The following is a 25620-nucleotide window of genomic DNA, read 5'->3' on the forward strand; positions in this document are numbered from 1 at the left end:
AAAAATTTAAATTTGATTGAAAATAAATGTGCTTTCCCGGAATTTCTTTTGAAAATGATTCCTGCCAATCGGTCGCCCTTTTTTATGGTGAATGCTGCGAGGTCGACCTTAGCAGTGCCCGCAAATGCCGGTGCACAAACTTTCACAACCTCTGATTGAGTCTCCCTATCCAAAGGAAGTATTTTACCGGAGGTTCAGGATAAGGGCTCCTTCAAAGCAACGCCTTCTGATTTCTTTAGATAAATACTTGCCTGTAATGTAAAGAATTTGGAGGGAAAGCACACACGGCGGATTTCGAGTTGACTTCCGATTGTGTAAACCAAATCAGGAGTGCCAGGGGCTTGAAGGACATTTCGGAGCGCAATGGGGTGCTGTTAAAATCCGTTTTCTATGGAAAAAAAGTCCGGTACTTACCCGTAAATCATGCAAACAGACTCTGTTGAATCAGATTTCAGGACCTTCAGGCTTGCCCTCTGCGATGGGTGAAGTGCAGCTGCCCTGGTAAGATCAATGATCGTTTAATTTCTCCAGTTCCAATGCCAGTATTCTGAGGTCTTGCATTAAGTTGATATAGGCTTCCAGCTGGTCGTACATATTGGCTCTGTTGATGAGTTGAGAGGCGGTGTATTTTCCTCCTTTTCCAAAATATTGGTTATCTATTTTTTGTTTGTTTTTTTCTTTTGTGTCGGCAATTTGTCCATAGCCTAGCCATTTGTCAACTAGTTGTTGTCTTAATGATTTCTCATTTTTATCAGGATTTTCATAGGTTAAATAATACCAGATCGGGGCCGGAAAAATTGATGAAGTTTCCGGAGCTGTCCAAATGTCTTTGAGCGCATTTCTCGGATGGTAATAGGTTATTTTTCGCTTGTTTGTCAGGATCAAAATCCCCAGTGTAGCTTCAATCAGACCGGTGCCGATACCGATCACTTCAGGAGTATTTCCAGAGGTATTATTGGCTAAAAGGATACCCGCTGAAATGGCTCCTATGGCTCCTACTACAATAGCGCTTACTGTGAGTTTTGTTTCAATAGTATTTTCTTTTCCTTTGATAAAAGTCGCTATTTGATCAGCCCGTTCTTCTTCGCAGTCCATCTCACTTGCAATGGCTGAAATTTCCAGTGAAGAAGTGTTTATTTTTTGATAAATATTCTGCGATAGTTCAACTAATTTTATTTTTTTTTCCAAGGTAGGATTGATGCTATAGGACTTTTTTAAATGCACGAATTCAGTCAACAGGTCTAAAATGCCTATTGCATTGGCTGCATGGAGAGATTGAAATGAAAATGTATTTTTCAAAGTACTGTCAATGTCTAGGGTGTGGATGGGTTTTGGTAAATCGGCTTTTGTATAGGATTTAGCGGATGGTTGGTAGCAATTGTTTTTATCGGTTTGAGAGGTCAGCGGGCTATTTTTAAAACCTGCACAAGAGGTTATCAGGAAAGTCACTAACGCAACGACACAAAATGCATTAGTGAACTCTGCAAAGTTCATTTCATTTTTCGATTGTTTTGTATTGCTGTTAATTGCCATTTTACCGGTCTCTCGGTCGGCTGGGTTCGCTTTGTGGTATTGGTGAATGCGTGCCACTACATGGTATCAAGTACGGAGTTCAAAGTTACATTAAATCGCATGGTTACATTAATAAATGATCAGCAGGAGAGGTACACGATTTTTACGGAGCATTTGGTATTCTTTTTTTCCTTTGTCTGAAGGAGGGTTGAGATTTTTCCATTTTTGAAAATGTCTGTGCCGCGACCGATAGACTGTCGACCAAGACGTCTTGCCGGTGGTTGAAAGATTGCTTGCCACCTTAAGTTCATTTGCCTTGTTGCAAATTTCGTTGGCTAGAGCAGTGCCCCGGTTATTTCTTTTGTCTTTAAGGGCATCTGTTATCCATCAGGTGCGGATTGTAGGGGATGTACCTGACAAAATTGTCTATTGCCCACCGGTTGCCGGAAAAGTAAGCAGATACCGGTACGGGTTTTTAAAGCAGATGAAATCTGCAGGCTGATTCTTTGGATTCAGCATTCTAAAGTGTCAAGTGGATTTTTGTTAAATAAGCTTTTTGCAGTTAAATCCTGCAAAACAGAAAATTATACTTTTTCACCAGATTTTTTCAAAATATAAATCCAAGTCCGAATTCAAATCTGTTTCCTTCAAAGGTCCCATCCGCTAACGGAGCCTTGTTATTTCTGAATTGGTAGTTTGATTTTATTACGATATTCCTCCTCGGGTTAAAATTAGCACCTATGGTTATAGCAGTTAAATCACTTTTGAAAACTGGTTTATTCATCAAACTTTCATCAATTTTATTGTGAGTATTTAAACGTTCATATCGAATGAATAGCGGCAATTTTACTTCATTGCCCTTCAAAAGAAATTTTCTTACATTTTTCGATGATTTCGAACCACCATTTAGAATTGGCCAAATATCATAACCAATTTCAGTATAATATCCATACACATTCTTACCTAAAACTTGTCCCTGATTGTCCATTGAAGCCTGACGTGTAATTTCGAAAAGACCTGCAGTATTATCAGTGCTACCAACAGCGCCAAGGGCCATAAACGTCCAGTTTTTGTACTCTCTTCTGGCATAAGAGCTCAATAGATATGTACTGGATGAGATGTTTTGATGTCCAATCATGGAATATAGTCCATTTAAGACCAATTCAGTATTTTTAAAACCATTGTACTTCAGACTTGAATTGGCGGTAAATCCTTCAAAGTTAAATCTTACCGGATTTGCTCTTCCTCTTCTAATCCAGGTAGCTCCTCTCAAATCTGTAGGGTCTAATCCTTGGTATAGGGATGCTGACCACTTTAAATTTTTATTGATTTTACCGTACGTCATGATACCGAGATCAATCCAGGTAGATGGTATAATAATTCTTTCTACTTCAGGTCTGTTTACTGAGTAAAACAGAATAGGTTCATCATTATTGTTAATAAATCCGATTTGTACCTGATGTGTACCTACTCTAAGGTTAAATTTTTCGCTAAATAAAAAATCAATAAAAAACTCTGGTTGAAATTCAAAATGTTTTTCATTTACACCATCGTTCATATACTCAGCGAATAACTCGATATATAGCACAAACCATTTTTTGGGTTTGTATGCAGCATAGGTCACGAAACGCTGCATATTGGTCATGTAAAGTTCCAGGTCATCGCTCAGGGTGTTTTTTTCACCTAGATACCTGATAAAGTTTGATTCTCCATAACCGGAAATTGTGAATCTTGACTCAGAAAAGTAAATTTTTGAGGCTGCTATAGGCAATCCAGTTTGGGTTTCGTAGGTAAGGGTGTCAACCAGTTTTTTCCATTTTGATCCCTGAGCGTATCCTTTATACGAAAAAATGAGAATTATGTGTAGTAATATCCTGAAAACCTTCATTTAGGCTAATAGTTAATTTTGGTGCAAAGGACTTAAAAATCACCTTAAAATTGCCTTAATCTGATTAAAATTTAGCTTAAAGGGAAATTAATCTCAAAGACATTAATATTTGGAAAAGGGTTTGAATATGTTATGGATGCCGAATTGATTTCTAAAATCTTTTTTGTCAATACTAATCCAAGCCCGAAACCAACTTTACCTTCACTGTTTTTTCCTCGGAAGAAGTGATTGAACAGAAATTTTTTTTCTTCCGGTGAGATTGGATTACCCGTATTGATTATTTGAATTTTTAGATTATTGTCTTTGGAACTTCCAAACCTTATTTCGGCCTTTGAATTGTTGCTGTACGAAATACAATTGGCCAGTAAATTCTGAATGGCTTGTCTGGTAAGAACCGGATTGAGACTGACAATTAGCTTGCTTTCATTTATCTCGTTGGAGGTATAGTTTACTTCAAAGTGAAAGTCAGGATAAATGGCATTAAGTTCTTCAATAACATCAAAAAAAAGTTCGTCAATACGTAAAGATTTCTTTTCGATTTTTTGACCGGATTCGATCTTTGAAATTTCAAGCAATATGTTGATGATATTTCCCAGCGATTTGGTCTTTACGATGAGGTTTTCAATTTCGGAGGTAATCTGATTGGAAGCCGGCAGATTTTTTATTCTTTCGAGCTCAGAGAGTAAAACTGAAATAGGCGTTTTTAGTTGATGTGAGATATGATGAATTATATGTTTTTGAAAAATAAATGCTTCCTTTGTTCTCTTGATCAACTCGTTAAATCTTTCTGTCAGTTGATTTAATTCGAAAGATGAGGTCTCGATCGTCAGTTTTTCCACTTTATTTTTACTAAGATCGTATTTACTCAAGTTATCGGCTAGAGCAGTTATAGGTTTTGAAATTTTATTGGAAAGAAATCTGGAAATCAAAATAACAACAATTGAAATAAATAGAAATATCCCAATGAGTACATTTCTCAAAAAAAACATTTTGTTAAACCCAAAAGCGTCATAAGCTTTGCTGATCGCATAATAGCCCTGATTATTTCTTTCTGTATAAATTCCGATCAGGTCATAATCTCCCTCTTTGGTTTCTATCCACCTGTTGGTGGGGGATAGTTTTTTGAGTATGTTTTCAGCTTCAACGATTTCCAAGCTGTCCAGACTGGCGAATATTTGGTTTTTGTCTGAATCAAAGATCAAAAGCTTTTCATCGTAAAAGTCGTTGATATTTTGCTGGTCAATCAAATACGAAATTTTTGCGCTTTCTTGTTTTATCTTTTCAATGAGTTTAATTGTAGTATGAATCTTTTCATTTTGTTTTTGCTGAAACTCTTCTTCTCTGTATTCAGAAAACAAAATATAAATAATGGTTAAAGAAATGGCGGTGAGGGCAATCACAGTAGTAGAGAAATAAATCAGTATTTTATCTCTGATCTTCATTTTACATCAAGATAGTAGCCATATCCGACTTTGGTTTTTATGGTATTTTTAGCAAAAGGCTTGTCCAGTTTGTTTCTTAAAAAATTTACATAAACTTCTATGATATTGGTATTGGCATTAAATGAATTTCCCCATATTTCTTTTATTAACTCCGATTTGGAAACTATTTCTCCTTTCTTTTCCATCAGTCTAAGAAGTATTTGATATTCTCTGGGTGTTAAATTAATTTCCTTGCCTTGTCTGTGTACTTTTTTCTGCAAATTATTGAGTACGATGTCATCTGCTATCAAAACAGACTTGCTTGTATCGGTTGTTCTGTTTTTTTTATTGCGTTTTAAGAGGGAATGAACCCTTAAAATCAATTCTCGCATAAAAAAGGGCTTGGTTAAATAATCGTCTGCTCCGCAGTCAAAGCCTTGCACTTTATCTTCTATATCGCCGAATGCCGTTAAGATAATTACGGGTGTGTCGGTATTGTATTGTCTAAAATCTTTGCATACTTCGAAACCGTTTTTCCCTGGCAGATTGATGTCCAGGATGATACAGTCGTACGTGTTTTTTTTCAGTATTCTTCCTGCCAATATACCGTCAAAAACACATTCGGTAATGAGGTTTTCAGCGGTCAATGCATCGTTGATGTTCTTGTTTAGAATAGGGTCGTCTTCTACAATCAGAATTTTCATATTTGCAAATCTACTGAATGTAGGGTTTATTGTTCGATGCACGATGGGCAACGTCGGCTTTGTTGATTGTACGGCGAGTATGGCAAAATAGCTGCCAAGGGAGAGACTGCCTGAAATCACGTGGGTTGATACATATTCTATAGTGTCAGCGAGTCGTTTCAGGTTTCAAACATTGAAAATGCTTTGTCTTTACCTACATAAAATCCAACGGACTGGAAATGGGAAAGTGCTTACTTGTCAGGTAATCCGGTATGCAAGCTGTGCATTTAGTTGTAGCTAATGGGCTCATGACCATGGTAAAAATCATGTGGATGGAGTTTCGTTTATGCGGTTTAGCGAGATAAAAATGGATATAAATTACACCTAATCAATATAATAATATTGGATTAAGCCAAATTTTACTCTTCATCACTGCTTTTGCGTTTCCTTTCCGTATCTTGAAAACTTTCATCTTTTACCGTGTGTTCATCCTAGCTGGACTTCGCATGAGTATGCCAGTGGTAATTTATGCTTTGTTCATTTTCTTTGTTATCAGAAAATGCAAAACATCAGCAGGTAATAACCTGTAACCATCTAACATTACCAGTTGTATATGCACGCATGGTTCACTAATACAATGACAGCAAAATGACGTTTCAAACTATTGGACGGATATAACTTTTAGGGTAATAAACGTATTAAACATTAATTTAAATTTCTAATAAATGAGATGGTTTTTTATGGTAATGTTTGTCTTGTATTCTTATCTATACTTAAAAGAAACGGATGTATTGAAATACATTTGACACAAAATTTACTTTACAAAGCACAGCATACTGACGCTTATAAAAAGTGAGGGATTTCATTATTGAAATTTGGAAAATATTTTCGGAACCGCACTAATTTTTCCATTCCCAATGCGGTAAGCAATATCTTGTCTCTTTCAGCTCTTTTAAATGCTTCTTGCATCATCACTTTAAAGCCAAAGGCTTCTAAATCTTTGTTGCTTTGCATAGTGGCTTCCATTTCTTTATTTTAGAAAAATAGTACAATAGCTTTATGGCTGATTACCTGCAGATTCACAAAAGAGACGAAATCTACGCTTTGTAAAAGTGCCGGAGTAATGGATTGGCCGGCACTAAAAAAATTGGTCGAAAATTCATCTTCTTTGGCATTGGTGAGAAACTTTCTGACAATGCCGTTTTTCACAACAAATTGGTATTTTACAATGCTGTCCTGATGTCTCAAGTAAGGCATCCTTTTCTAAAGTTTTAATTTCTGGTGCCGATGCAAGAACCATCGCAGTTTGCTTTGAAATGGGGGAGATGTGACTTAAAATGCTTTGAATCGTATTGGAAATGGATAGGAGGTCGTTCATTTATAAGAAGTTGATTGATTTTAAAAATAGTACTGGACATAAAGATTATCAAATTTTCTGATGAAAAGCGATAAAATTTTACCTGCAGAAAGATACTTTAGATTTTTTTTTCTGAAAAAAGGGTTTGTATCAGCTCAGGGCTTTACAAAGTTAGATTCGCCAAAATACGCGATGGTGCCACAAAATGAACTACAAATTATATCAAACTCCCTGATGTTTTCAATGGCCAAGGTACAAGAGGTTTTCTGCTAAGCAGAATACATTGAATTGTTGTTCAACTTTGGCAAAGCTGCGACTATCGTAATAGTGTTTGCTGTAGCGGTGGATTTCGAAGCACAAAACTGTCAATACACCATAAAAGTTGATGCGAGGTAAATGTTCAATTAACCACGTCACCCGCCATTGCCGCCAAACGCCTGTTGTATGCTGGCGTTCTTGTCCACCATGTATGTAAACCATTGTCTTTGTTGAGTTTTCATCCATTGTCGGGCTGTGTGTCGGGTGTTTTAATTTTTCATTTTGTGGGGAAAAAATTTTGAAATTCTGTCCTGCGTGGGAGAGGTGGAAGCTCTTTTGCAAGCTTTGGTTTGTGCTTGGGCTTGTGCGGCTTGCAAATGTGCTCAGACCTGTGCGATGGCTTTTATCTTTCATTCCAAATTTCTTCAATCGTTTTTGTTTTTAGTCCTTCTTTTATTTTCTCTATTGCTTTTTGAGAATACCTGTCAAATAAAACTTTACCTATTTTTATTTGCTTGTAACATTCAGGGTCTTCTTTGATTCTAAAATATTTTATGGCAGCTGTCGTTTTTGGGCCAGTCAAACCTAAATTTTTTGCTAATTGGTCTCTTCCAAGACTATAAAATTCTAATTCATTCACTCGCTTAATTGCAACCACACCCGCACCTGGTGTTCCTTCGGGAACAAGAGTCACAGGAACGCCTTCCGATTTAGTAATTCTCAAGTCTAATGAAGGTCCATAACCGTTTTGAGTAAATGACAAGGTTGAAACGCTTGGAAATAGCTGTTCCAAATTGGTAGTTTTTAAAAGCTGTTTGGCTAGTGCTTTAAGTTCTTTGTCTGATGGTTGTGATTCATTTCCTTGAATTGCGTTTTCCATTATCGCTAATGCTCTCAATTTCTCTGTGGCTTCCAGTTTCTTTCTACTCTTTGGTGTAAGTAGTTTTTTTATTTCTTGAACTTCTGAGCTGAAAAAAGCCTGAATGTCCATTGGTGGGGTGGTGGAAAGGGGCAGAACCCGTTCAGGTAAATGGGTCTTTAAGTCGATATTGAACACTTTTTTGACTATATCCCTGAAAAGTGTTAAACCAGCTTGGGCTTGAAAATATAAATACTGTTCTGTCATGTAAAGTATATAATGCTGTGCTGCATTTCTCAATCCATTAATAATTTGCAAAGTCAAAACATCAGTGTCTGATAAAAACTTGATATCATTGTCGCTAAATGCTTTCCGAACACAAGCACTAAAACCAATCGTTTGCTTAGCCCTTTTATCTTTTATTTTACCGCCTTTGTGGATGATGCTTGCTTTGAGCAACATTTCAAAAGAATGGTCCATAAAAATCAAAACACCGTGTGCTCGCCCGCAATCGTTTGGACGATTGAAAAGCTCAATACTCAATGTCAATGAGTCAATGGCTTTTTGATACAGGTGTTTTGCTTCCTTTCTCATTTGATATGCACTTCAATAATTTTACTCGTATCAATTCCTAAAATGTCAACCACCTTAACCATCACTTTGTATTTACCTGCTTTCTTGTATTCGTATGCAATGCTTGTAAATTCAAGCGTTGGATTTTTCTTGGTGCGGAAACTCTGCCACTCGTTTTCAAACAGATAGTTGCCGGTCCAGTGTTCTTCGATCTCGCCTGATTCGTTTTTGATTTTGATTATTTCCTTCTTGTCTTCGTAGTTGAAGTCAATTGCCCAATAGTCAATCCAGTCGTGCCAGTCTTTGGTGAGAATGGTTTTGGTAATGATTCCGTTTTTGTCTTTTTCTACTTTGATAATCTGACCATCTTCAATTACCACTTTGCTTCCTGCTCTCATTGACTGTTGTAATTCTTCAATGTCGTCTTGGGTGTAATGGGTAACAAAGTCGGTCAGTTCGATGGTGATAGATTTTCCGTTGATTTTTTCTTTGGTGTTTAAATAGGCAACATCAAAGAATTTTACTTGTCCTTTTTCAACGGCTCGTTTGTCAAACACATCTTTGGGTATGTATTTCAATGTAATGGAAACACCTTTTTCTTTCAGTTCCTGAATGAACTGTGGCGTTAAGCCCATTTCAAACTCAAAGCCCAAAACATCAACCTGCGTATAAAGATTTTTGCGGCATTCTTCAAAAATATCAACCAAACGGCTTTGTGTAACCGGAACGTCTAAAGGCCCTACGTGCACAAATCTGCCTGCTTTTTGCCCGTGCAGCATGCTATGCCCGCTGATGCGTTTGGCTTTGTAGGCTTCTAAAATTAATTCCACATAGAGTTCTTCTTTGGCTTTGCGCTGGCCGTTGCTCAGGTCGTCCATAAAGAACTGCCTTTCGTATTTGCCGAGGTTGAGAATTTCAAAAGCCCGGAAATTTTTTCCAGCGGCTTGCAGCTCTCGCTGCACGCCAATTAAACGCTTGCGGGTGGTGTGTATGGCAAAACGCCCCAAATCGGCGGCAATCCATTTTCTGCCCAATTTTTCTGCTACAGCTGCCGTAGTGCCACTGCCACAGAAAAAATCGGCTATCAAATCACCTTCATTGCTGCTGGCTTTGATAATGCGTTCTAACAATTTTTCCGGTTTTTGAGTCGGGTATCCTAAAATTTCTGGTCTAATTCTTGAAACTACTGGCAAATACCACCAATCCTCTGGAATTTTCCCTTTTGATAAATCTGCCGGCTTACCTCCAAAACCAGTCCCTTCACTCTCAAATTTACCAGCTGTTGTTTCATCATAAGGAATACGAACATCATCAACATTAAAAATCCACATATCTGATTTTGTATACCATAAAATATTGTCATGTTTTCTTGAGAATTGTCTCTGGTTTGGGGCACTTGGACCTGTATAGATCCATATTATCTCATTCCTAAAATTTTTACTCCCAAAAATATCATCAAGAATAATTCTTAGATAAGAACTAATCCTCCAATCACAATGCAAAAACATACTCCCATCATCTGCCAATAAGTTATGCATCAACTTTAATCTTTCATACATCATTGAGAGATAAGAAGAAATGCCCTTTCCCCAAGTATCACGATAAGCAATCTCTTCAATAATACTTTGTTTCTTTTCGGCTGTTTCGCCATTAATTTCAATGGTAAAGCCAAAGTCAGCTCCTACGGCAAAAGGTGGGTCAATGTAGATGAGTTTTAAACCGCCTTCTTTTTCAATTTCATCACGAATAGGGCCATTTGCCAATGAAGACAGTATCAGTTTGTTATCGCCCCAAATCAATTTGTTTGTCCACCCTTTGAGTTGTCGCCCACGAGTATCAAAGAGTTCAAGGGTCTGGCTGGTTTCTTTGCGTGGCTCGTCTATATGCTCAATGCTATGAAAGGGCAGGGCTACATTGGTAACATCTTCTTTTCTTCCGTTCCAAAACAGGAATACATCTTCTTCGTCAGCAAATAGTTTGTAAATGTATTCCTTGGGCAGTTTTTCACCTGCCTTTATCAGTTCAATGATTCGGTTTTTATCAGTATCGTTCATCTGTCTGAATTAAGATTTTTAGGATTTGTTGATTTTAGGATTACTTTTGATGTAATCTTTGTTTTCGGGATGATTGAGGTTATAGACCCTTTTAAATTCCAAACTCTTTGCCCCGAAATTTATCAATAAACCAATCGGTAAATTGTATGCTTGGCAGTAGTTCATTGCTTGTGCCAAATGGACTTCTTCCAGTTTTATCAAGGCTTTCAATTCGACCATTATCGTGTCTTCCACAAAAAAGTCCACTCTTCTCGTTCCAATATCAACCCCTTCATAGAAAACAGTCATTTCCATTTCACGCTGAAAACCAAGCCCTTGTTTTTCCATTTCAATCGCCAAGGCTCTCTGGTAAATCACTTCCTGAAAGCCATTTCCTAGGGTTGTATGAACCTTCATCGCACAACCAATTACTTTATGCGTCAATTTTTCGTATCTCATAATCCACTCATCCTTTAATCCAATAAATCATAATTCAGACACTTTAAATATTTCAATTAGGTCTTGGAATGATTTCAGATTTTGCTTTACCTCATCCCATTTTTCCTGCTTTACATACACAGGAGTGTACGTGTATTCGCTTTGAGCATTGTTGACGTCTTTGCACCAAGTTACCAGGCGTTTAATTTTTAGCAAGTCGTCTAAATCTTCTCTGCCTTTTGTTTCAAGAATGTAAAAAGTGTTCGGTCCTGTTTTTACAAAGAAGTCAGGATAATACTCCCTGATGTTACCGTCTTGTGCCTGATATTCAATTTTAAAATTGATACCGCCTTCGCCCATTGTGTTTTTTGCATAGGCAATTACATCTGAAAACCGACTTTCAAGAAATGATGCTACTTCCAGTTCAAACGGATTGTCTCCAATGATTTTGTTGAATACCGATTTTTTGGAAACAAGGAAAGGTTGGTTTTCTGCAACCTTTGGTTTGGTCAGTTTTAGCGAAATGTAGTTTTTTACTTCTGCTGTTCCTTTGTCGGTTACGGTTAGTTCATCAATCGCCTTTTTGAACGTAGTTCGCAAAACTTCCTTTGGTTTTACTTCCGAAAGATTTCTTAGGGTTTGTGGGTCGCTTAAGTCAACTTCATTGGTGAAAAGATGATACTTGATAAAGCTTTCAACCTTCGGATAAAGAATATTAAAGCCGCTTACCAATCGGCTATCTTTTAATATGGAAGCAGTGAAAAAGCCAATAACATTTCGGTAGTCAGGAACTGTGTCTTTGAAAACTGTTTTGTGTGAAAGATTGCCTTCAATGTCATTAAAAACAATCTCTTTCAATTCGTCTGAGCTGAATTTTTTAAGAGCTACTTTTTCGTTTTTGAATTCACTTACGTCAATGAGTTCCAGATTTTTGAACTCACGATAAATTCTCGGACTCAATTGTGGAATCGGAATATCCAGTTTATCCAAATCCTTGTCGGGATTTTCTTTATCCACTTCCACAATAACAGGCGATTTTCCTTTTGCGCCTTTACCCATTGGGCTGTATTGGAATTCAACACCTTCCGTTTTCAGTTCTTCCACGAACTCCAAAAACTTAGGCGTTCCAACAATTACCAATTTTTCGGGAATGTCCAGCGAAAACATCTTTCGCAAACCACGTCCGATGGTTTGTTCAGGAAGGATTTTAGAATCCGCACCATAGGGGCGAAGCCCCACTATTGTGGTAACATTTCTAACATCCCAACCTTCCCGAAGCATCAACACCGAAACAACGGCTTTGTAAGGCGAATGGTCTTTATCAATATCATCTGCTGCTTTGCGTAGTTGCTCTAATTCTTCCTTGTCTTTTTTACTTGATGCCGATTCTTTGATTTCACCCGATGTATTGGTGTGAATTGTCAGCACCGAATTTTTCATTTTCGGGTAATTGGCTTCCAAAAAAGCTGCGGCTTGGTCGGCTTCTTTGGTGTTCATAGTCATTATGAACAGAATAGGAGTTTTGTGATTTTTCAGTTCTTCATACTGTTGTTCCCATTCCAAATAGCCCAAATGAATATAGTCACGGTATCGTTCAACAAAATCGTTGCTGTCTTTTTCCTGAATTTTTTGCCTTGATGCTTCATCAGGCAAAACAGGAGATTTTACAACATTGTGTTTGATGGCTTCTACCAACGGATAATCGCAAATAGTCTGAACGAAGATTGCTCCGTTGTTATGTCTTGGTGTTGCGGTATAGTCTGCCTGCAAACTGATGCCGTTTCCGGTTTTCAGCTTGAGTTTATTATTGATATCTTCAATGCTTTTGAACCAAGCCAGTGAACTATCGTGAATGTGGTGGGCTTCATCATTCAGCACAACCAGATTTTTAATTTTATCACTTCTTAAAATTTTTCCAAGGTCTAAGCCTTTTGAAGTGTCAGCATCAGGTTTTGGTTTTACTCCTAAGAAAGTTGTTTCAAAACTCTGTTCTGGTTCTTCATTGAAAAATACTCGGTGAATGTTGGTCAGGAAAATATTTCCCGATTCCGTTATCGGCTTTAAGTCGTCTTGAATATGAAGCGTTAATTGAAAATCGTTTTTCCAGTCTTTGTCGTCAAAGCCATTGTCAGGAATAAAAGGCTCGTCAAAAAACATTTTAAGGCCGTCAAAATCTTTTCTCAAACGATTTAAAACGATGATGTTTGGAGCAATCACCAAGAAGTCTTTTGAGAGTGTGCTGTCGGCTTCATATAGTTTATGGAAGTATGACCAAACCAATGTCAAGCCCATTACTTTTGTCTTGCCTGCACCTGTCGCCATTTTTACCACGTAACGAGTCCAGTTTTCGTCAAACATACCCGTGCTGATACGACCTGATGAATCAAACTTCATCAATTCGTATTTGTCTTTTGCGTTTGCTATTTCATACAGATATACGATTGATTCAATGGCTTCTCGTTGCGAAAAGAAAAAACTGAATTTTGTCTGTCCGATTAAATGCTCTTGATTAAACCAAAAATTCAAAAGTGATTTTGTCGTGTCGGATGCACCTGCATAATTTTCGTCACGCCATTTTGCAACTGCAAGTCTGATTTTATAAACCAAAGGCGGTAACAGCTTTTCGTAGGCGTTTTGAAAAGCGTCCATTTGGCTTTGTGTCGGTGCCCACCTTTCGTGGGGAGACAATATTTTAAACGGGTCTGAAAACTTCATTTATTTTTTAATGTATCGTTCAAAGTTAATATTTCTGTCTGTGCGATGGCAAAAAACGGCTCTTTTGCAAGCTTGGGTTGTGCGTTGGCTTGAGCGGCTTGCAAATGTGCCGTTTGCGGGTTGGCATAGAATTTACTCACGTCACAATTATTTTTAGAAGAGTTCGTGAATACTCCGTATTTCAAATTTTTTGTGCGTTGGGAAAAATTAAAACACAGAAGGGTCGGCAATGAGTGTCGGCTTACTCGTTGTCCGTTTGTTGTATTGTTTCTATGTCTTTGGTCACCTGTCAAAATGGTTTACTTTTTCTGTTTTACTGTCCGTTATTTTCTGTCGGGTGGTTGTCTTTTACGCTTGCACACAACGTTGGGTGCATATTGCGTGGCGTTTGTGCCATGCGCAATGTCCATCGTTGCTGAGCGAAGATAGGGAAGAATACTGAAATATTCAAGCATCTTTCCGCCATGCAATATGCACATTGTTATGGCCTGTGCGCACATTGATAGCGTTTTTTCCAGCGGAAAGTTGTTTGGAATTTACCTGTCGCTGTTTGCGTGAACCGCCCTCCCGTGCGTTGGCCGGGTCAACGGGCTGGGGGTGGTCAGTGGCAGGAGCGGACTTAAAATGCGTTCGGGATTTAGCGGGTTGGGCAGCGTCCTGTCGGTCCTGCCAGCGGCAGCATTGTTGAGGATTTTCGAAGACCGTAAATCAGACCGGTACTATTTTAAGAAACGAAATCTTGCGGGTCGGCTGGTTCAACAGGGCGCCAGGATTTCAATACAGGTAAGCTGACGGGGAGATGCGTTCAGGCTTTTGCGTGTTGGGTTAGTCCTGTTCAGCGGCACCAGCGGCAGCCTTAAAGTGCGCATTGGCCGTAACGTTGGGTGCATATTGCGTGGCGTTTGTGAAAAGCGCAATATTCACCGCTGCAGTACGAAGATAGGAGAGATGTGCGAAATATCCAAGAGTCCCCCGCCATGCAATATGCACATTGTTATGGCCTGTGCGCACATTGATAGCGTTTTTTCCAGCGGAAAGTTGCTTGGAATTTACCTGTCGCTGTTTGCGTGAACCGCCCGCCCGTGCGTTGGCCGGGTCAACGGGCTGGGGGTGGTCAGTGGCAGGAGCGGACTTAAAATGCGTTCGGGATTTACCGGGTTGGGCAGCGTCCTGTCGGTCCTGCCAGCGGCAGCATTGTTGAGGATTTTCGAAGACCGTAAATCAGTCCGGTACTATTTTAAGAAACGAAATCTTGCGGGTCGGCTGGTTCAACAGGGCGCCAGGATTTCAATACAGGCAAGCTGGCGGGGAAATGCGTTCAGGCTTTTGCGTGTTGGGTTAGTCCTGTTCAGCGGCACCAGCGGCAGCCATAAAGTGCGCATTGGCCGTAACGGTTTCGGGCTTTGCGTTCGGGCGGGTTTCGGAGCACAAAGTTTCAATTTATTACTAAAGTTCATTAGAAGCACAAAGCTCCAAGTTTGCACGTCAGCCCGCCTGACGCAAAACCCGTGTTAGCACCAGTTTTTCTCTCGTCCATCAGTTTGTCTCTGTATATTTTTTAAAGTTGTCCAAGATTGATTGCCAACCTTGTCTTTGTAAATCAATCGAGTTCTCTGTTTCAGGGTCAAAGGTTACTATTACTTCTGTCTGTCCATTTGTTTCTATAAATTCAACAGTTGCAAGTCGTCCACCAAACTCATAAGTAAAATTCTCTCCTTTGTTGATTTCTGTATAAATAGCATCAAAGTCAAAACCAAAACTTTTGTCTTTGGCTTCCATTCGTGCTACATATCGTCCACCAACTTTCATATCGTTTGTTGCAGTCGGGCAATGCCAACTTGGGTCAGCAAAGTTCCATTTTTTTATGTGTTCGGGGTGCGTGTAATAATCCCAAACTTTTTGTTTATTAGCAACAACAGTTGCTCTAATTGTTATTTTTTCTTGTGTCATAATTTTATTGTTGCATTTGTGTTGGGTCAGTAAACATTATTTCCCATTGGTGTCCGTCAAGGTCAGCAAAACAGTCGTAATACATCCAACCGTGGTCGGCACTTTCACGGTATCGTGTCGCACCGTTTTCAATAGCAAGTTTTACTATTTCGTCAACTTGTTCTCTGCTGTCAACTTGAATTGCTATCAAAACCTGTGTAGTTGTTTCGTCTGCAATTGGTCTGTTGGTAAATGTGCTGAACATTTCGTGAGTGATAAGCATACAATAAATTAGTCCATCATTGAGAACTAAACACAATGCTTTGTCGTCAGAAAATTGTTCGTTAAAGGAAAAGCCGAGTTTTGTCCAAAAGTCTCTTGTCTTTTTAAGGTCTTTGATTGGAAGATTTACGAAGATTGATTTTACTTTCATTTTATGTTGTTTTTGTCGTTTTAAAATTGGTGCTAACGTTTCGCGTATATGACTTGTGGCGGTTTTCGAAGCACTTTCTTGTCAGCTTGCAGCAAACTTATTTAAAAGCACAAAACTTGAATTTACCACTTTCCCGCCATAAGTTATATACGCTGTTGTGGCTCGTTTTTTTTATTTACCTGTTTACTAGATATTTAATTTACTTCTCTTCATTAAAAATTGCTGCCCTTTGTTATTTTTATAGTCTGCATAAATAAAACCGTAGGTAAATGAAAATAAATATTTAACGCATGAAGTATCTGACTGAATGGTCCCACAGCCTTTTAAAATATAAATATTATCAAGTTTACCATTTAATACTAATGAAGAATCTTTTTCTACATACAAATAAAATTCGGAAGACTTGCCAGACCAGTCGCCCCAATTACCTAGCATATTTATGTTTCCTGTAATCGAATCACCTATGTTTATTGGTAATAGAACTTCTGGGTACGGGGCGAGTTGGGTGATAAATTTGAATTGAGCGGTTCGTGGTGGGTGCAACCAAATTCTTTCCTTTGTTTCAATAAAGCCTGTGGTACTCTCAGATAAAAACTTTTCAGGAAAGGTTGTATTTGGGGTTCTTTCAATAATGTATTTTAGTTTATTTTGAAATAAAAATTTACTTTTTTTCGTAAACATTTGAATTTCATAATAAGTGGTGTCCTTGTATTTTTCTACAAAAAATGCATCGTAAATAGAATGACTTTCAGGCAAATACAAACATTTATCATTAAAGCATGACATAGGCTTATTGCCACAGGAAAAGCTAAAAAATAGAGCAGTAATAGGCAAGAACTTGCCTATTACTGCTCTAAATATACAAATATTAAAGAGCATAATCATCAATTGTTAAAGACTCAATATTTGATGCACGGAGCTCTAATGAAGTGGTTGTGTTTGGATTTACCACATCAAACTCATACGTCAAGGTAACTCTATCCGTTTCAAACTCGTTACCTTCATTGTCTTGTACAATTGATTTACTTCCACGCCAATTGCCGCCTATTTCATGTCTTTCTTTATTGCCTTCAACAGTCTTTTCGTAGTAAACTGTCGCATGAGTCACAACATAAACAACAGCCCACCATGGAACAGCAGCTGCAGCAGCCTGTAAATTGTCCGTTGGATTCCACTCTCGTATTACCTCACCGTTTAAGTAGGCTTTAGCAACAATATTTGTCGCATTTCCTAAATTGTTGCCTGCCATATAAATACTACCTCCTTCTTTATAAAAAGCTAACTCACTACTTGTAAAAGAATCTCCATCTTCAGAAGATGAAATGGTTTTAAAATTTTGATGAGTAGCTTCATTAAAGTCGTAAGGAGCATATTTGGTGTTGATTTGTGAAATATCACCAAACTTTACCTGATACCCATTTTGACCATCCGAGCCAAAATTACTTATCACAAGAGTTTCGTTTTCCAACGAAAGTTCTGCATCACCTATTGGGTAATGCTTCAGACCTTTGAATTCTACATAATTTGCCATAACTGTAAAGATTTAAATTAAACAATGTGACAAAACTAAAACCACTCAGGGACAAAAAATGACCTCGAAAATTTCAATTTGTTAAAATTTGATAAGACTCTAATTTACGACTATATGAAATATGATAACCTTTCTGGCGCAATACATCTATCACCCTTTTGATAGTCCTTTTAAAAACTCCAAAACGATTTGCAAGCGAGGCAGGAGAACCCGTATTACCTTGTGTCACCAAAAGTAATAAGTAGTCTAGTCTTTCTTGGTAAGTTAGAAAATTGGTCATATATCCTAAATTTAAAATGAGCCACAACGTTTTGGCGCTTGGCGCAGTGGCGGATTTCGGAGCGCTAAACTGTCAATACACCACAAAAGTTGATGCGGGGTAGAATGTTCAATTAACCACGTCACCCGCCATTGAGCCAAACGCCTGTTATATGCCGCTTTTCTATTCATTATCAGCAAGTTTTGTCATTCGTATTTCAAGTCGTTCTGGATATTCTCCGTCAATAAATCCTACAACTTTGTCATTGTAAACTGCTGTCGAACCTGCTTTAGGAATGCTGTCATTGTAATTAAAATAAAGGGTGTCTTTTGTAATTATAACTTTCCCTAAATACTCTTTAGAATATTGTTTTCTTAGTCCGTGGCTTGTCAAATTAAATGTGCTGTCATTGTATATACGAAGTGACATCCATCCCAAAGGAGCTTCTCGGTCTGCTCGCAGTAATGTTGGTTTTTCTGTCGTCTTACTCGAACTGTTACAACTTGTTATTGTCAACGAAGCAATAACTACGAGTGATACTTTAAACGCTTTTTGAAAAAAGTCTTTGGCTCTTTCGGTTAATTGTCTTGGCGGATAAATGTGTAGCACTGAAAAAGCTGTCAACAGCCAACCTGTAATTGAAAATAATGAGTTTGGAATTTGTTTTAATGTCGGCTCTCCGTTAAGGTCGTGGGTTACTGTTTCGCTAAAATTCGGAAGCAATGCCAAGACAAGAAAAGTCAGCCCGATAAATGTCCCGATAAGTGAAACATAAAAATTTGTTGTCCACCAAGAATTAAGTTTGTTGTGAAGTCGAATTGGAAGTCCTACGATTAAGCAAACAAAAATTGTCAAGCCTGAAAGAATGATTGCAATAATTGGTTGAAAAATTACAAGTCCAAAAAGTCCGTCAAAACCAAAGTCACTGTCAAGAAGTGCGAAAACCATATAAATGCAAAAAGTCGCAGTGAAAGTCAAAGCGATTTGTAGTCCTAATGTCAATATGGTTATTGTCTTGCTCATTGTTTCTGTGTGTCGACCTAAAGTGGCATATAACGTTTTGCAGCTACCCGAAGGGCGGGCGATTCACCACAAATGTTGATTAAAAGTACAAAAGTTTCGTTCACCACAAATCTGTCTTTATAGCACAAAACCCCGCCTTTTGGGTAGGTGCTGTTATGTGCTGCCCTTCTATTCTGTCTGTCCATTTTTGTCGACCTTTATTAAAATTGTCGATATAGATTTTGCGTAAATAATTGAAATTAGTCCAACAACTATTTTAATAGCTGATGTAATAATAAAATTAGTGTCATAGTCTTTGGTCGGCATATTACTTTGAACAAGTTGAATATGGTTTTTTACCTTAAATGCAAAGTCAGGAAGTGTCCAAAGAATTATGAGAAGTCCCATAATTACAAGAGCTAATTCGTAAATTACTTTTCTGTCTGCGAATAAAGATGAAGTCTCTTCGTAGTCTGTAGGTTTGCAAACAAGCTTCGTAATTGTCTTGGTTTTAAATGTCATAAACCCTGCAAATAGAATTACAAACGTAAAGTTGGCAATACTCAAAATGAAAAAAGGTGTCTGGTCAAAGTCGCCAAATGCGTCTGGATTTTGTTTTGCTTGTGTCATTACAGCGAATGTTGTCAGCACGTCACGCAACAAACCAATAGATGTAAAGAACAAATAAAGTCCGAGTATTTTAATTGAAATTTCGTAGATGTCTGATTTTTTCATTGTCTGTTGTGTCGTTGTTTAGGGTTGCACATAACGTTTTGCGGCTTTGCGTTCGGGCGGGATTTTAGCACTAATTTTTATACGAAGAATCAAACTTAAATATAAGCAAAAATGCGTCAAACGAAGCACGAAACCCCGCCTGACGCAAAACTGCTGTTATAGCCTGTGCTTTCTATCGTTTCAATGTCTATAATCCTATTCCTAAACCAAGTCTAAGACCAAATAATGCTAAGTCAAATGGCTTGCCTGTTTCATTAAATTCTGCCAAATCAATGTTTGCAAATGGCCCGATGCTGAATTTGACATTGCCAAAAACTTTAGAATAATTCGGATAAAACATAAGTGAAAGTCTGGATTCTGCCTTTGGGAATATGCTTGTGCCATTTACAAAATAACTTTGATTGTTCAATCTCCAATAGGCAAAGCTCATCTCTAAGTCCAAAAAGTCAAGTGGGTTTTGACGAGATTTTAATGAACCAACAAACCCTCCACTTAGCATAGTGTAACGTTCTGTCGCACTAAAACTTTCAATAACACCGCTATTGTCAATCCATCCTGAATACCCCATTCGGAAGTCACCTATACCTATAAGAGCGTATATTGACCCTCTTTCATTATTCATAATTAGTCTTCGATAGTCAATTGCAAACGAGTGTCCACTGCCAATAAGTTGACTTTTTTCGGAGTTCAAACTTGCTTCATTAACAAATAAAGATGAGTTTAATACAAAAAAATTTTTCTGAAGTGGAGAATCACTCAATTGTGCATTGACACTAGTGGTTTCTAAACCAATAATGAATAAGAATATTAGTATATGCTTTAAATTAGCCATATTCTAGCAAAGTTTAACGAGGTAATAAATGCCTTGTGCTAAATATGCAAAATCTCTTACTAGATATTCACACTTGTTCCTCCTAAAACACCTAACTACAACAAATATGGCTATGCCAATTAGGGCTGCAATTGCAACAATTTTCCACCAAGGCAAATTGCTCACCCTTCCTTTATTGTCTGAGCTTCTATAGTTGTGAAGCTCTTCTAACTTCAGTTTTATATAATTAGTTAACCCATTTTCGCCACCATTCTGATACACGCTAACAACTTCGTTGAATATGTCTAGAATAATTTGAGAATCTTCTTTTTTTACATCCACATCTGCAAGGTCATCTTTTAATGCGGCTAGAAAATTATTGTATTTTTCAACTTCCATTGGTGGAATGTCAAATTCATTCCCTAAATCTACACCTACAATTTCATTAATATGCTCTAAAGCACGGTCTAATGTGTTTAAGCCGATTATGTTAAAACGTTCACCTCGTAATATGTTAAAATCTATGACTTGTTGAGGCTGCCCGAAAACTTCAGAACGCTCTGCAATCCTTAAATATTCGTCACACTGTCCAAAACTACCACATGAGTCAGATGATGTGAATACAAGTTGTTTGAGTTTAGGAACTTCTTCATCATGAGGTAGAGCTGGTAAGATGAAATTTACGCTACTAAGAAATGTAGTTGCTGTTTGTTTTGCTTGTGGTGTCATACTGATAAAATTTAAAGTTAATTGAACAAAAATATTCCTAGACAATGAATTTAAAAACAGGCTTTAACCTGTATTTTTGTCTTCAACAAAATTTCTTGATTCGATGTCAACAAGAAAAGTCAATGAAACTCCTATGGCATTTGCCACTTTTAAAAGCGTTTGGCAGGAAGCCTTTATTGCATTTCTTTCTATTTGCCCATAACTAGAAGGTGCAATATCTAGTCTACAAGCAACATCTGCCTGAGTCAAATTATATGCCATTCGGATTTTTCTAATTCTTTCAGATAGTTCCATTGTTGTCGGCTTTTTAGCATAGGCTATAACGTTTTGCCGCTTGCCGCAGTGGGGGATTTCGGAGCACTTCACTGTCAGCCAAGCACAAATGTTGATAGAAGCACAGCACTTGAATTAACCACGTCAGCCCCCATTGCGGCAAACGGCTGTTGTGGGTAGTGCTTATTTTTTCAATAATTTGTCAACTTCTGTTTCTAAATTTCCTAACTCCCTAACCACTATTGCCCAAATAATGTCTTCGGATACGCTGTCATAGCCGTGAATTATTCTGTTTCTTGTGTCTATTATTTTTCTTGCGTTTGTTATAGGAATTTCAGGATAGGCTTTAATAATTCTATTAACTGCTTCACCAATTATTTCAATGTTCCTCTCTATCGCTCTTTTTGTTTTTAGGTCACGTTGAAAAGCGTAGAAGTCTTTCTTGTCAGGCAGGAACAGGTTTATTTCTGTTATTGCTTGCTTTATGTCAGCAAGCCAAGTCTTAATTTCAACTTCGATAAATTAAAACTTTTGTTTTGTCAATCTGCTCCTTTAAGTAAGGATTTCTAATTGACTTTTGTTCCAATAGGTCAATTTGTCTTTGCAGAAGCTGTTCTACCTGAAATTTAAAATTAAAATAACTGTCAGAGTACGATAGAGCGTCTTTTTCTTCAATGTCAACAATAAGGTCAATGTCGCTGTCAGGTCTGAATTTGTCTGTTGTCACGGAACCAAAAGCATATAGAGCCTTAACCTTGTAAAGTGAACAAAGTTTTTTGATTTGGTCAATATGTTTTGATAATTCTTTCATACATGCAAATATAGCAAAAATCGATCTTCTTTTTCGTCTATTTTTAACCGCACTTCTCGCATTACCCACAACGTTTTCGGGCTTTGCGTTCGGGCGGGTTTCGGAGCACAAAGCTTCAATTTATTAATAAAGTTCATTAGAAGCACAAAGCTCCAAATTTGCACGTCAGCCCGCCTGACGCAAAACCCGTGTTATGTGGCGTTTTTCTTTTCATTTCTGTCGGTAAAATTTGAATTTCTTTCCGTCAATAATCAAAAGTCCGCTTTTTTCGCTGTCCTTAAAATTGCAAGTCAGTAATTGTTTCCCATTGTCCAAATGTTGGTTAAAGTGAGCATAAAAAATGAAATCAAATTTATAAATCTGTTTCATTTTTTTGTTCTCAATTTTACCTATGTAAGTTCCGTTGTCGTCAGAATATAAATGAAATAATTGTTTGTCAGCAACAAATGAAGTCGGAATATAAAAATCCAATGTGTCCAAAAGAACTTCTATGCCTTTGTCGTGACGACTACCTTCGTGTCTTTCAAAATTAAAGTCTGATTTTTCAAGTTTAGTTGGGTCTGCAATTTTTAATACACTTGCAAAGCCCATCATATGTCCCATAAAATTTGTTACAAAATACTCGTTGTCAATTTTGTTGATTACGATTGGGCAAGTCGAAGAAGCTTCATAACTTTCTTTTGTTTTTCTGTCTTTAAAATAAATTGTCCCGCCCCATTCTCCATTGCAGGTTGCATAAATGTCATAAAATTCATCTTCATAAAATATCAATTCCTTTGTCTTGGTTTTTTTGAAGTCGGCTACATAAGCACCTAAAACAAAATTGTATTTTTCAAACTGTGACTCTTTTATGTATAAACTGTCATTTTCTACTACAAGGTCATAATGGGGCATATCTTGGATTTCTTCTGGAATAAATACATCTTCTATGAAATTCCCTTTTGTGTCAAACACAATCATTTTTTTAAAACTCTGTGTAGTGTTCTTTCTGTCTGTTTCAAAAACTCCGTAAAAGTTGTCACGAAATAGAACAGCTTTTCGCAAATAGCCGTCAATTGACATATTCAAAGTGTCAAATGTTATTTCAAAGTCATTTGAGTTCTCAATAATTTCATTTTGTTTTTTGTCCGCTGTCTTTTGTTGACAAGAACAGAGTGTCAAAACTGAAAAAAATATGATTAAAATCTGTCTCATTGTCGTTCTTTTAAAATGCCACATAACGTTTGGCAGCTACCCGAAGGTGGCGATTTCGAAGCACTTCACTGTCAACCAAGCAGAAACTTTGATAAAAGCACAAAGCTTGATTTAACCACTGAACCGCCACTTTTGGGTAGGTGCTGTTAGCAGATGTTGTTCTTTCGTCCGTCATTCAGTGTCTCGTTTAAAATTCCAATTTATCAAAGGTAGTTTTCGCTTTTGATTTACATTCCAAAGTCCTATTTGAATACCTTTAAATTTTTCAGATTTGTTATAAAGTCCTATTTGAACACCTTGCATTTCTTTGGCATAGTTCCCTATACCGCCTATCTGAACACCTTTTGTCTTAAATCCATTATTTCCAAGTCCAATTTGTAGTCCGTTCATATAATATGCGTCATTAAATAAAGCAGTCATCACTCCATTATGTTTCTGTGTAAAATTCATAAAAAGAGATGTCGAGATACCATTTACTTGAAAATGTATTTGCCCAATAAATCCTGCCGTCAACCCATTTGTCAAACAGTGACAAGCAGAACCTGATGCAGATAAATTTAATCCGTTTATTCTTTCAGATAAAGGCTCTTGTTTTAACTTTATGAATGCACTGTCAGTTTCTACAATTGGACTTCTTGGTATTAAGGGAATTCCAATTCCTACACCAATTAGCTCAATTTTAATTCCGTTCGTATTCGTAAATCGCGGTTCACTATTGAAAGACCAAAGTCCGATAGAAATACCGTGGATGTTTATGCTGTCCTTATGAAAAGTCCAAATAGGGAAATAATTTTTTCTCTTGTCAACTTGTCCATATGAACTAATTGTCAAGATAAAAAATAGTATGGTCAATATGCTTGCGGTCTGTTTCATTACAATATCTGCTAACGGTTTCGGGCTTTGCGTTGGTGGGCTTTTGAAACCGAAAACTGTCTGCCAGCACCAAAGTTAATTAATTGCTCAAATGTTCCTATTCGCACTGTCCGCCCACTAACGCAAAACCCGTGTTAGCGGTTCGTTGCTCTTTTTTATCGTCCAACTATTTTTTAGTTCCACGAAACTCGCAGTCCAAGTCCGTGTTGAATACTTGCATTAGTAATTGTCCTCAGTTCAGGAATTGATGTAATGTTTATGCCTGGTCTTAACTCATAAAACAAATGTGTCCGTTTCCAAAATTCTTTTTTCTTTCCTATTCTAAAGTCAATTCCCATTGGTATGTAGGATGAAAGTCCAAAGTTACTTTTGTTTCTAAATTTTTCTGTTTTGCTGTTGTCTGAACTTGAGTAACCGTATGAGGAAGAAGTGTTGCCATTTGCGTAACGAGTTTCTGTCCTGCCATAGTTGCTGTAATAAATATCCGTGTTGGCGTTAATGGAAAGTCCAGCCGTAATGCCTATACCAGTAAATATAGACCAGCGGGCTTCTGGATTAGTTCTAAAAATTAGTGAGCCGTCAAACCGAAGTTGTTCCGATGAATAATTCATACTGTAATTTTTTGTAGTTATGGAGTCAATATAAACTGTTTGTCCTGTTTGAGTAGATGTTAATGTGTCATAAGGTTTACGGTCTTCCTTGTATAAACCACCTGTCAAAGTTGTCCCAGAAAAATAACTAATGCCAAGTCGTAACAGCGGATTTGCTTTGTAAATTGTTTTTTGTTTGTCGCTGAATTGAAGCCCCAACATTACTGAAAACATAGTATTACTTGTCAAACTAAAACCGCCCGATTGAGAAAAATCCGTCATATTGTTGTTCAATAAAACTGATTGAGGGGCAAGTGTCTTGAAGTCCGAAAGTGTCCCGTTAGTATTACGCTCTGAAAAAAAACCTGTCTGGATGTAAATGTCGTGGATGCTGATTTTATTTATTGTCTTTGGTTGTTGTTCCTGCCCGAAAACGGAGAAAGAAACTGTCAGCAAAATAACGGCTGATAAAATGTTGGTTGTTTTCATTTTTATTTTTTTATTGTTAGTTAGTAAATTGTCCAACGGCACTTGCCTAAAAATATTGTGTGGAAAATTGTCCACCGGGTTTTTTTGCAATGACCGCTAACGTTTTGCAGCTACCCGAAGGGCGGGCGATTCACCACAAATGTTGATTAAAAGTACAAAAGTTTCGTTCACCACAAATCTGTCTTTATAGCACAAAACCCCGCCTTTTGGGTAGGTGCTGTTAG

Annotated in this window: 26 protein-coding genes; all 26 read right to left on the reverse strand. The window is 37.5% G+C overall.

The genetic code is table 11. The annotated features are described in order from the left end of the window. Positions 1-507: 507 nt before the first annotated feature. The gene (locus DES35_RS03800) at positions 508-1494 is read right to left on the reverse strand and encodes a hypothetical protein (protein ID WP_125039348.1); all 987 of its coding nucleotides are present in this window, start codon (positions 1492-1494) and stop codon (positions 508-510) included. Between the two features lie 625 nt (positions 1495-2119). After that, positions 2120-3400, reverse strand: a complete 1281-nt coding sequence (locus DES35_RS03810; protein ID WP_114365822.1) for a porin — start codon at positions 3398-3400, stop codon at positions 2120-2122. Between the two features lie 71 nt (positions 3401-3471). Beyond that, positions 3472-4842, reverse strand: a complete 1371-nt coding sequence (locus DES35_RS03815) for a sensor histidine kinase (RefSeq protein ID WP_037356280.1) — start codon at positions 4840-4842, stop codon at positions 3472-3474. Next, positions 4839-5525, reverse strand: a complete 687-nt coding sequence (locus DES35_RS03820) for a response regulator transcription factor (RefSeq protein ID WP_114365823.1) — start codon at positions 5523-5525, stop codon at positions 4839-4841. The genes DES35_RS03815 and DES35_RS03820 overlap by 4 nt, the downstream gene beginning before the upstream one ends. 822 nt (positions 5526-6347) lie before the next feature. Further along, the gene (locus DES35_RS03825; RefSeq protein WP_170125689.1) at positions 6348-6518 is read right to left on the reverse strand and encodes a hypothetical protein; all 171 of its coding nucleotides are present in this window, start codon (positions 6516-6518) and stop codon (positions 6348-6350) included. 21 nt (positions 6519-6539) lie between these two features. Further along, a complete protein-coding gene (locus DES35_RS03830; protein WP_114365825.1) occupies positions 6540-6761 on the reverse strand; it encodes a hypothetical protein in 222 nt (73 codons plus the stop codon). A gap of 340 nt (positions 6762-7101) precedes the next feature. Beyond that, on the reverse strand, positions 7102-7548 hold the full coding sequence (locus DES35_RS03835) for a hypothetical protein (RefSeq protein ID WP_125039347.1): 447 nt from the start codon (positions 7546-7548) through the stop codon (positions 7102-7104). Then, a complete protein-coding gene (locus tag DES35_RS03840; protein ID WP_114365827.1) occupies positions 7523-8572 on the reverse strand; it encodes a DUF3644 domain-containing protein in 1050 nt (349 codons plus the stop codon). Before DES35_RS03840 ends, DES35_RS03835 begins: the two co-directional genes overlap by 26 nt. Continuing rightward, the gene (locus DES35_RS03845) at positions 8569-10314 is read right to left on the reverse strand and encodes a DNA methyltransferase (protein WP_211306530.1); all 1746 of its coding nucleotides are present in this window, start codon (positions 10312-10314) and stop codon (positions 8569-8571) included. The genes DES35_RS03840 and DES35_RS03845 overlap by 4 nt, the downstream gene beginning before the upstream one ends. 309 nt (positions 10315-10623) lie before the next feature. After that, on the reverse strand, positions 10624-11043 hold the full coding sequence (locus DES35_RS03850) for a GxxExxY protein (RefSeq protein WP_114365829.1): 420 nt from the start codon (positions 11041-11043) through the stop codon (positions 10624-10626). 27 nt (positions 11044-11070) lie between these two features. Beyond that, positions 11071-13737, reverse strand: coding sequence for a DEAD/DEAH box helicase (locus DES35_RS03855; protein WP_114365830.1), 2667 nt, complete (start codon positions 13735-13737; stop codon positions 11071-11073). Beyond that, positions 13734-13877 (reverse strand): hypothetical protein, encoded by a 144-nt coding sequence (locus DES35_RS11520; protein ID WP_170125690.1) that lies wholly within the window; start codon positions 13875-13877, stop codon positions 13734-13736. The genes DES35_RS03855 and DES35_RS11520 overlap by 4 nt, the downstream gene beginning before the upstream one ends. Before the next feature lie 1396 nt (positions 13878-15273). Next, on the reverse strand, positions 15274-15687 hold the full coding sequence (locus tag DES35_RS03865) for an SRPBCC family protein (RefSeq protein ID WP_114365832.1): 414 nt from the start codon (positions 15685-15687) through the stop codon (positions 15274-15276). A 4-nt stretch (positions 15688-15691) separates the two neighbouring features. Next, positions 15692-16099 (reverse strand): VOC family protein, encoded by a 408-nt coding sequence (locus tag DES35_RS03870; protein ID WP_114365833.1) that lies wholly within the window; start codon positions 16097-16099, stop codon positions 15692-15694. A gap of 186 nt (positions 16100-16285) precedes the next feature. After that, positions 16286-16978, reverse strand: coding sequence for a hypothetical protein (locus DES35_RS03875; protein ID WP_125039346.1), 693 nt, complete (start codon positions 16976-16978; stop codon positions 16286-16288). Next, positions 16968-17630, reverse strand: a complete 663-nt coding sequence (locus DES35_RS03880) for a hypothetical protein (protein WP_114365835.1) — start codon at positions 17628-17630, stop codon at positions 16968-16970. Before DES35_RS03880 ends, DES35_RS03875 begins: the two co-directional genes overlap by 11 nt. 442 nt (positions 17631-18072) lie before the next feature. After that, a complete protein-coding gene (locus tag DES35_RS03885) occupies positions 18073-18912 on the reverse strand; it encodes a hypothetical protein (protein WP_125039345.1) in 840 nt (279 codons plus the stop codon). Positions 18913-19080: 168 nt separating this feature from the next. Continuing rightward, entirely contained in the window at positions 19081-19626 is a 546-nt protein-coding gene (locus DES35_RS03890) for a hypothetical protein (RefSeq protein ID WP_125039344.1), read from the reverse strand. Positions 19627-19813: 187 nt separating this feature from the next. Then, positions 19814-20458, reverse strand: a complete 645-nt coding sequence (locus tag DES35_RS03895; RefSeq protein ID WP_114365838.1) for a hypothetical protein — start codon at positions 20456-20458, stop codon at positions 19814-19816. Positions 20459-20461: 3 nt separating this feature from the next. Beyond that, the gene (locus DES35_RS03900; protein ID WP_114365839.1) at positions 20462-21166 is read right to left on the reverse strand and encodes a hypothetical protein; all 705 of its coding nucleotides are present in this window, start codon (positions 21164-21166) and stop codon (positions 20462-20464) included. Between the two features lie 63 nt (positions 21167-21229). After that, positions 21230-21460 carry a helix-turn-helix domain-containing protein gene (locus tag DES35_RS03905; protein ID WP_114365840.1) on the reverse strand — a complete coding sequence of 77 codons (231 nt, stop codon included), beginning with the start codon at positions 21458-21460 and terminating at the stop codon, positions 21230-21232. 162 nt (positions 21461-21622) lie between these two features. After that, positions 21623-21958, reverse strand: coding sequence for a HepT-like ribonuclease domain-containing protein (locus DES35_RS03910; RefSeq protein WP_114366017.1), 336 nt, complete (start codon positions 21956-21958; stop codon positions 21623-21625). Continuing rightward, entirely contained in the window at positions 21948-22250 is a 303-nt protein-coding gene (locus tag DES35_RS03915) for a nucleotidyltransferase family protein (protein ID WP_114365841.1), read from the reverse strand. The genes DES35_RS03910 and DES35_RS03915 overlap by 11 nt, the downstream gene beginning before the upstream one ends. A gap of 210 nt (positions 22251-22460) precedes the next feature. Beyond that, the gene (locus tag DES35_RS03920; protein WP_114365842.1) at positions 22461-23444 is read right to left on the reverse strand and encodes a hypothetical protein; all 984 of its coding nucleotides are present in this window, start codon (positions 23442-23444) and stop codon (positions 22461-22463) included. 171 nt (positions 23445-23615) lie between these two features. Further along, positions 23616-24296: an LA_2272 family surface repeat-containing protein gene (locus tag DES35_RS03925; protein ID WP_211306531.1), complete on the reverse strand. Its 681-nt coding sequence runs from the start codon at positions 24294-24296 to the stop codon at positions 23616-23618. A gap of 194 nt (positions 24297-24490) precedes the next feature. Continuing rightward, complete coding sequence (locus tag DES35_RS03930) at positions 24491-25396, reverse strand: hypothetical protein (protein ID WP_125039343.1); 906 nt, start codon at positions 25394-25396, stop codon at positions 24491-24493. Positions 25397-25620: the final 224 nt, after the last annotated feature.

This window comes from Schleiferia thermophila (genome assembly GCF_003337435.1).
Classification (GTDB): domain Bacteria; phylum Bacteroidota; class Bacteroidia; order Flavobacteriales; family Schleiferiaceae; genus Schleiferia; species Schleiferia thermophila.

Excerpts from the sequence above, each read along its gene's own strand:
- DES35_RS03800 (WP_125039348.1), bottom strand. The coding sequence starts at position 1,494 with ATGAACTTTGCAGAGTTCACTAATGCATTTTGTGTCGTTGCGTTAGTG.
- DES35_RS03810 (WP_114365822.1), bottom strand. The coding sequence starts at position 3,400 with ATGAAGGTTTTCAGGATATTACTACACATAATTCTCATTTTTTCGTAT.
- DES35_RS03815 (WP_037356280.1), bottom strand. The coding sequence starts at position 4,842 with ATGAAGATCAGAGATAAAATACTGATTTATTTCTCTACTACTGTGATT.
- DES35_RS03820 (WP_114365823.1), bottom strand. The coding sequence starts at position 5,525 with ATGAAAATTCTGATTGTAGAAGACGACCCTATTCTAAACAAGAACATC.
- DES35_RS03825 (WP_170125689.1), bottom strand. The coding sequence starts at position 6,518 with ATGCAAAGCAACAAAGATTTAGAAGCCTTTGGCTTTAAAGTGATGATG.
- DES35_RS03830 (WP_114365825.1), bottom strand. The coding sequence starts at position 6,761 with ATGCCTTACTTGAGACATCAGGACAGCATTGTAAAATACCAATTTGTT.
- DES35_RS03840 (WP_114365827.1), bottom strand. The coding sequence starts at position 8,572 with ATGAGAAAGGAAGCAAAACACCTGTATCAAAAAGCCATTGACTCATTG.
- DES35_RS03850 (WP_114365829.1), bottom strand. The coding sequence starts at position 11,043 with ATGAGATACGAAAAATTGACGCATAAAGTAATTGGTTGTGCGATGAAG.
- DES35_RS03855 (WP_114365830.1), bottom strand. The coding sequence starts at position 13,737 with ATGAAGTTTTCAGACCCGTTTAAAATATTGTCTCCCCACGAAAGGTGG.
- DES35_RS03865 (WP_114365832.1), bottom strand. The coding sequence starts at position 15,687 with ATGACACAAGAAAAAATAACAATTAGAGCAACTGTTGTTGCTAATAAA.
- DES35_RS03870 (WP_114365833.1), bottom strand. The coding sequence starts at position 16,099 with ATGAAAGTAAAATCAATCTTCGTAAATCTTCCAATCAAAGACCTTAAA.
- DES35_RS03875 (WP_125039346.1), bottom strand. The coding sequence starts at position 16,978 with ATGCTCTTTAATATTTGTATATTTAGAGCAGTAATAGGCAAGTTCTTG.
- DES35_RS03880 (WP_114365835.1), bottom strand. The coding sequence starts at position 17,630 with ATGGCAAATTATGTAGAATTCAAAGGTCTGAAGCATTACCCAATAGGT.
- DES35_RS03885 (WP_125039345.1), bottom strand. The coding sequence starts at position 18,912 with ATGAGCAAGACAATAACCATATTGACATTAGGACTACAAATCGCTTTG.
- DES35_RS03890 (WP_125039344.1), bottom strand. The coding sequence starts at position 19,626 with ATGAAAAAATCAGACATCTACGAAATTTCAATTAAAATACTCGGACTT.
- DES35_RS03895 (WP_114365838.1), bottom strand. The coding sequence starts at position 20,458 with ATGGCTAATTTAAAGCATATACTAATATTCTTATTCATTATTGGTTTA.
- DES35_RS03900 (WP_114365839.1), bottom strand. The coding sequence starts at position 21,166 with ATGACACCACAAGCAAAACAAACAGCAACTACATTTCTTAGTAGCGTA.
- DES35_RS03905 (WP_114365840.1), bottom strand. The coding sequence starts at position 21,460 with ATGGAACTATCTGAAAGAATTAGAAAAATCCGAATGGCATATAATTTG.
- DES35_RS03915 (WP_114365841.1), bottom strand. The coding sequence starts at position 22,250 with ATGAAAGAATTATCAAAACATATTGACCAAATCAAAAAACTTTGTTCA.
- DES35_RS03920 (WP_114365842.1), bottom strand. The coding sequence starts at position 23,444 with ATGAGACAGATTTTAATCATATTTTTTTCAGTTTTGACACTCTGTTCT.
- DES35_RS03930 (WP_125039343.1), bottom strand. The coding sequence starts at position 25,396 with ATGAAAACAACCAACATTTTATCAGCCGTTATTTTGCTGACAGTTTCT.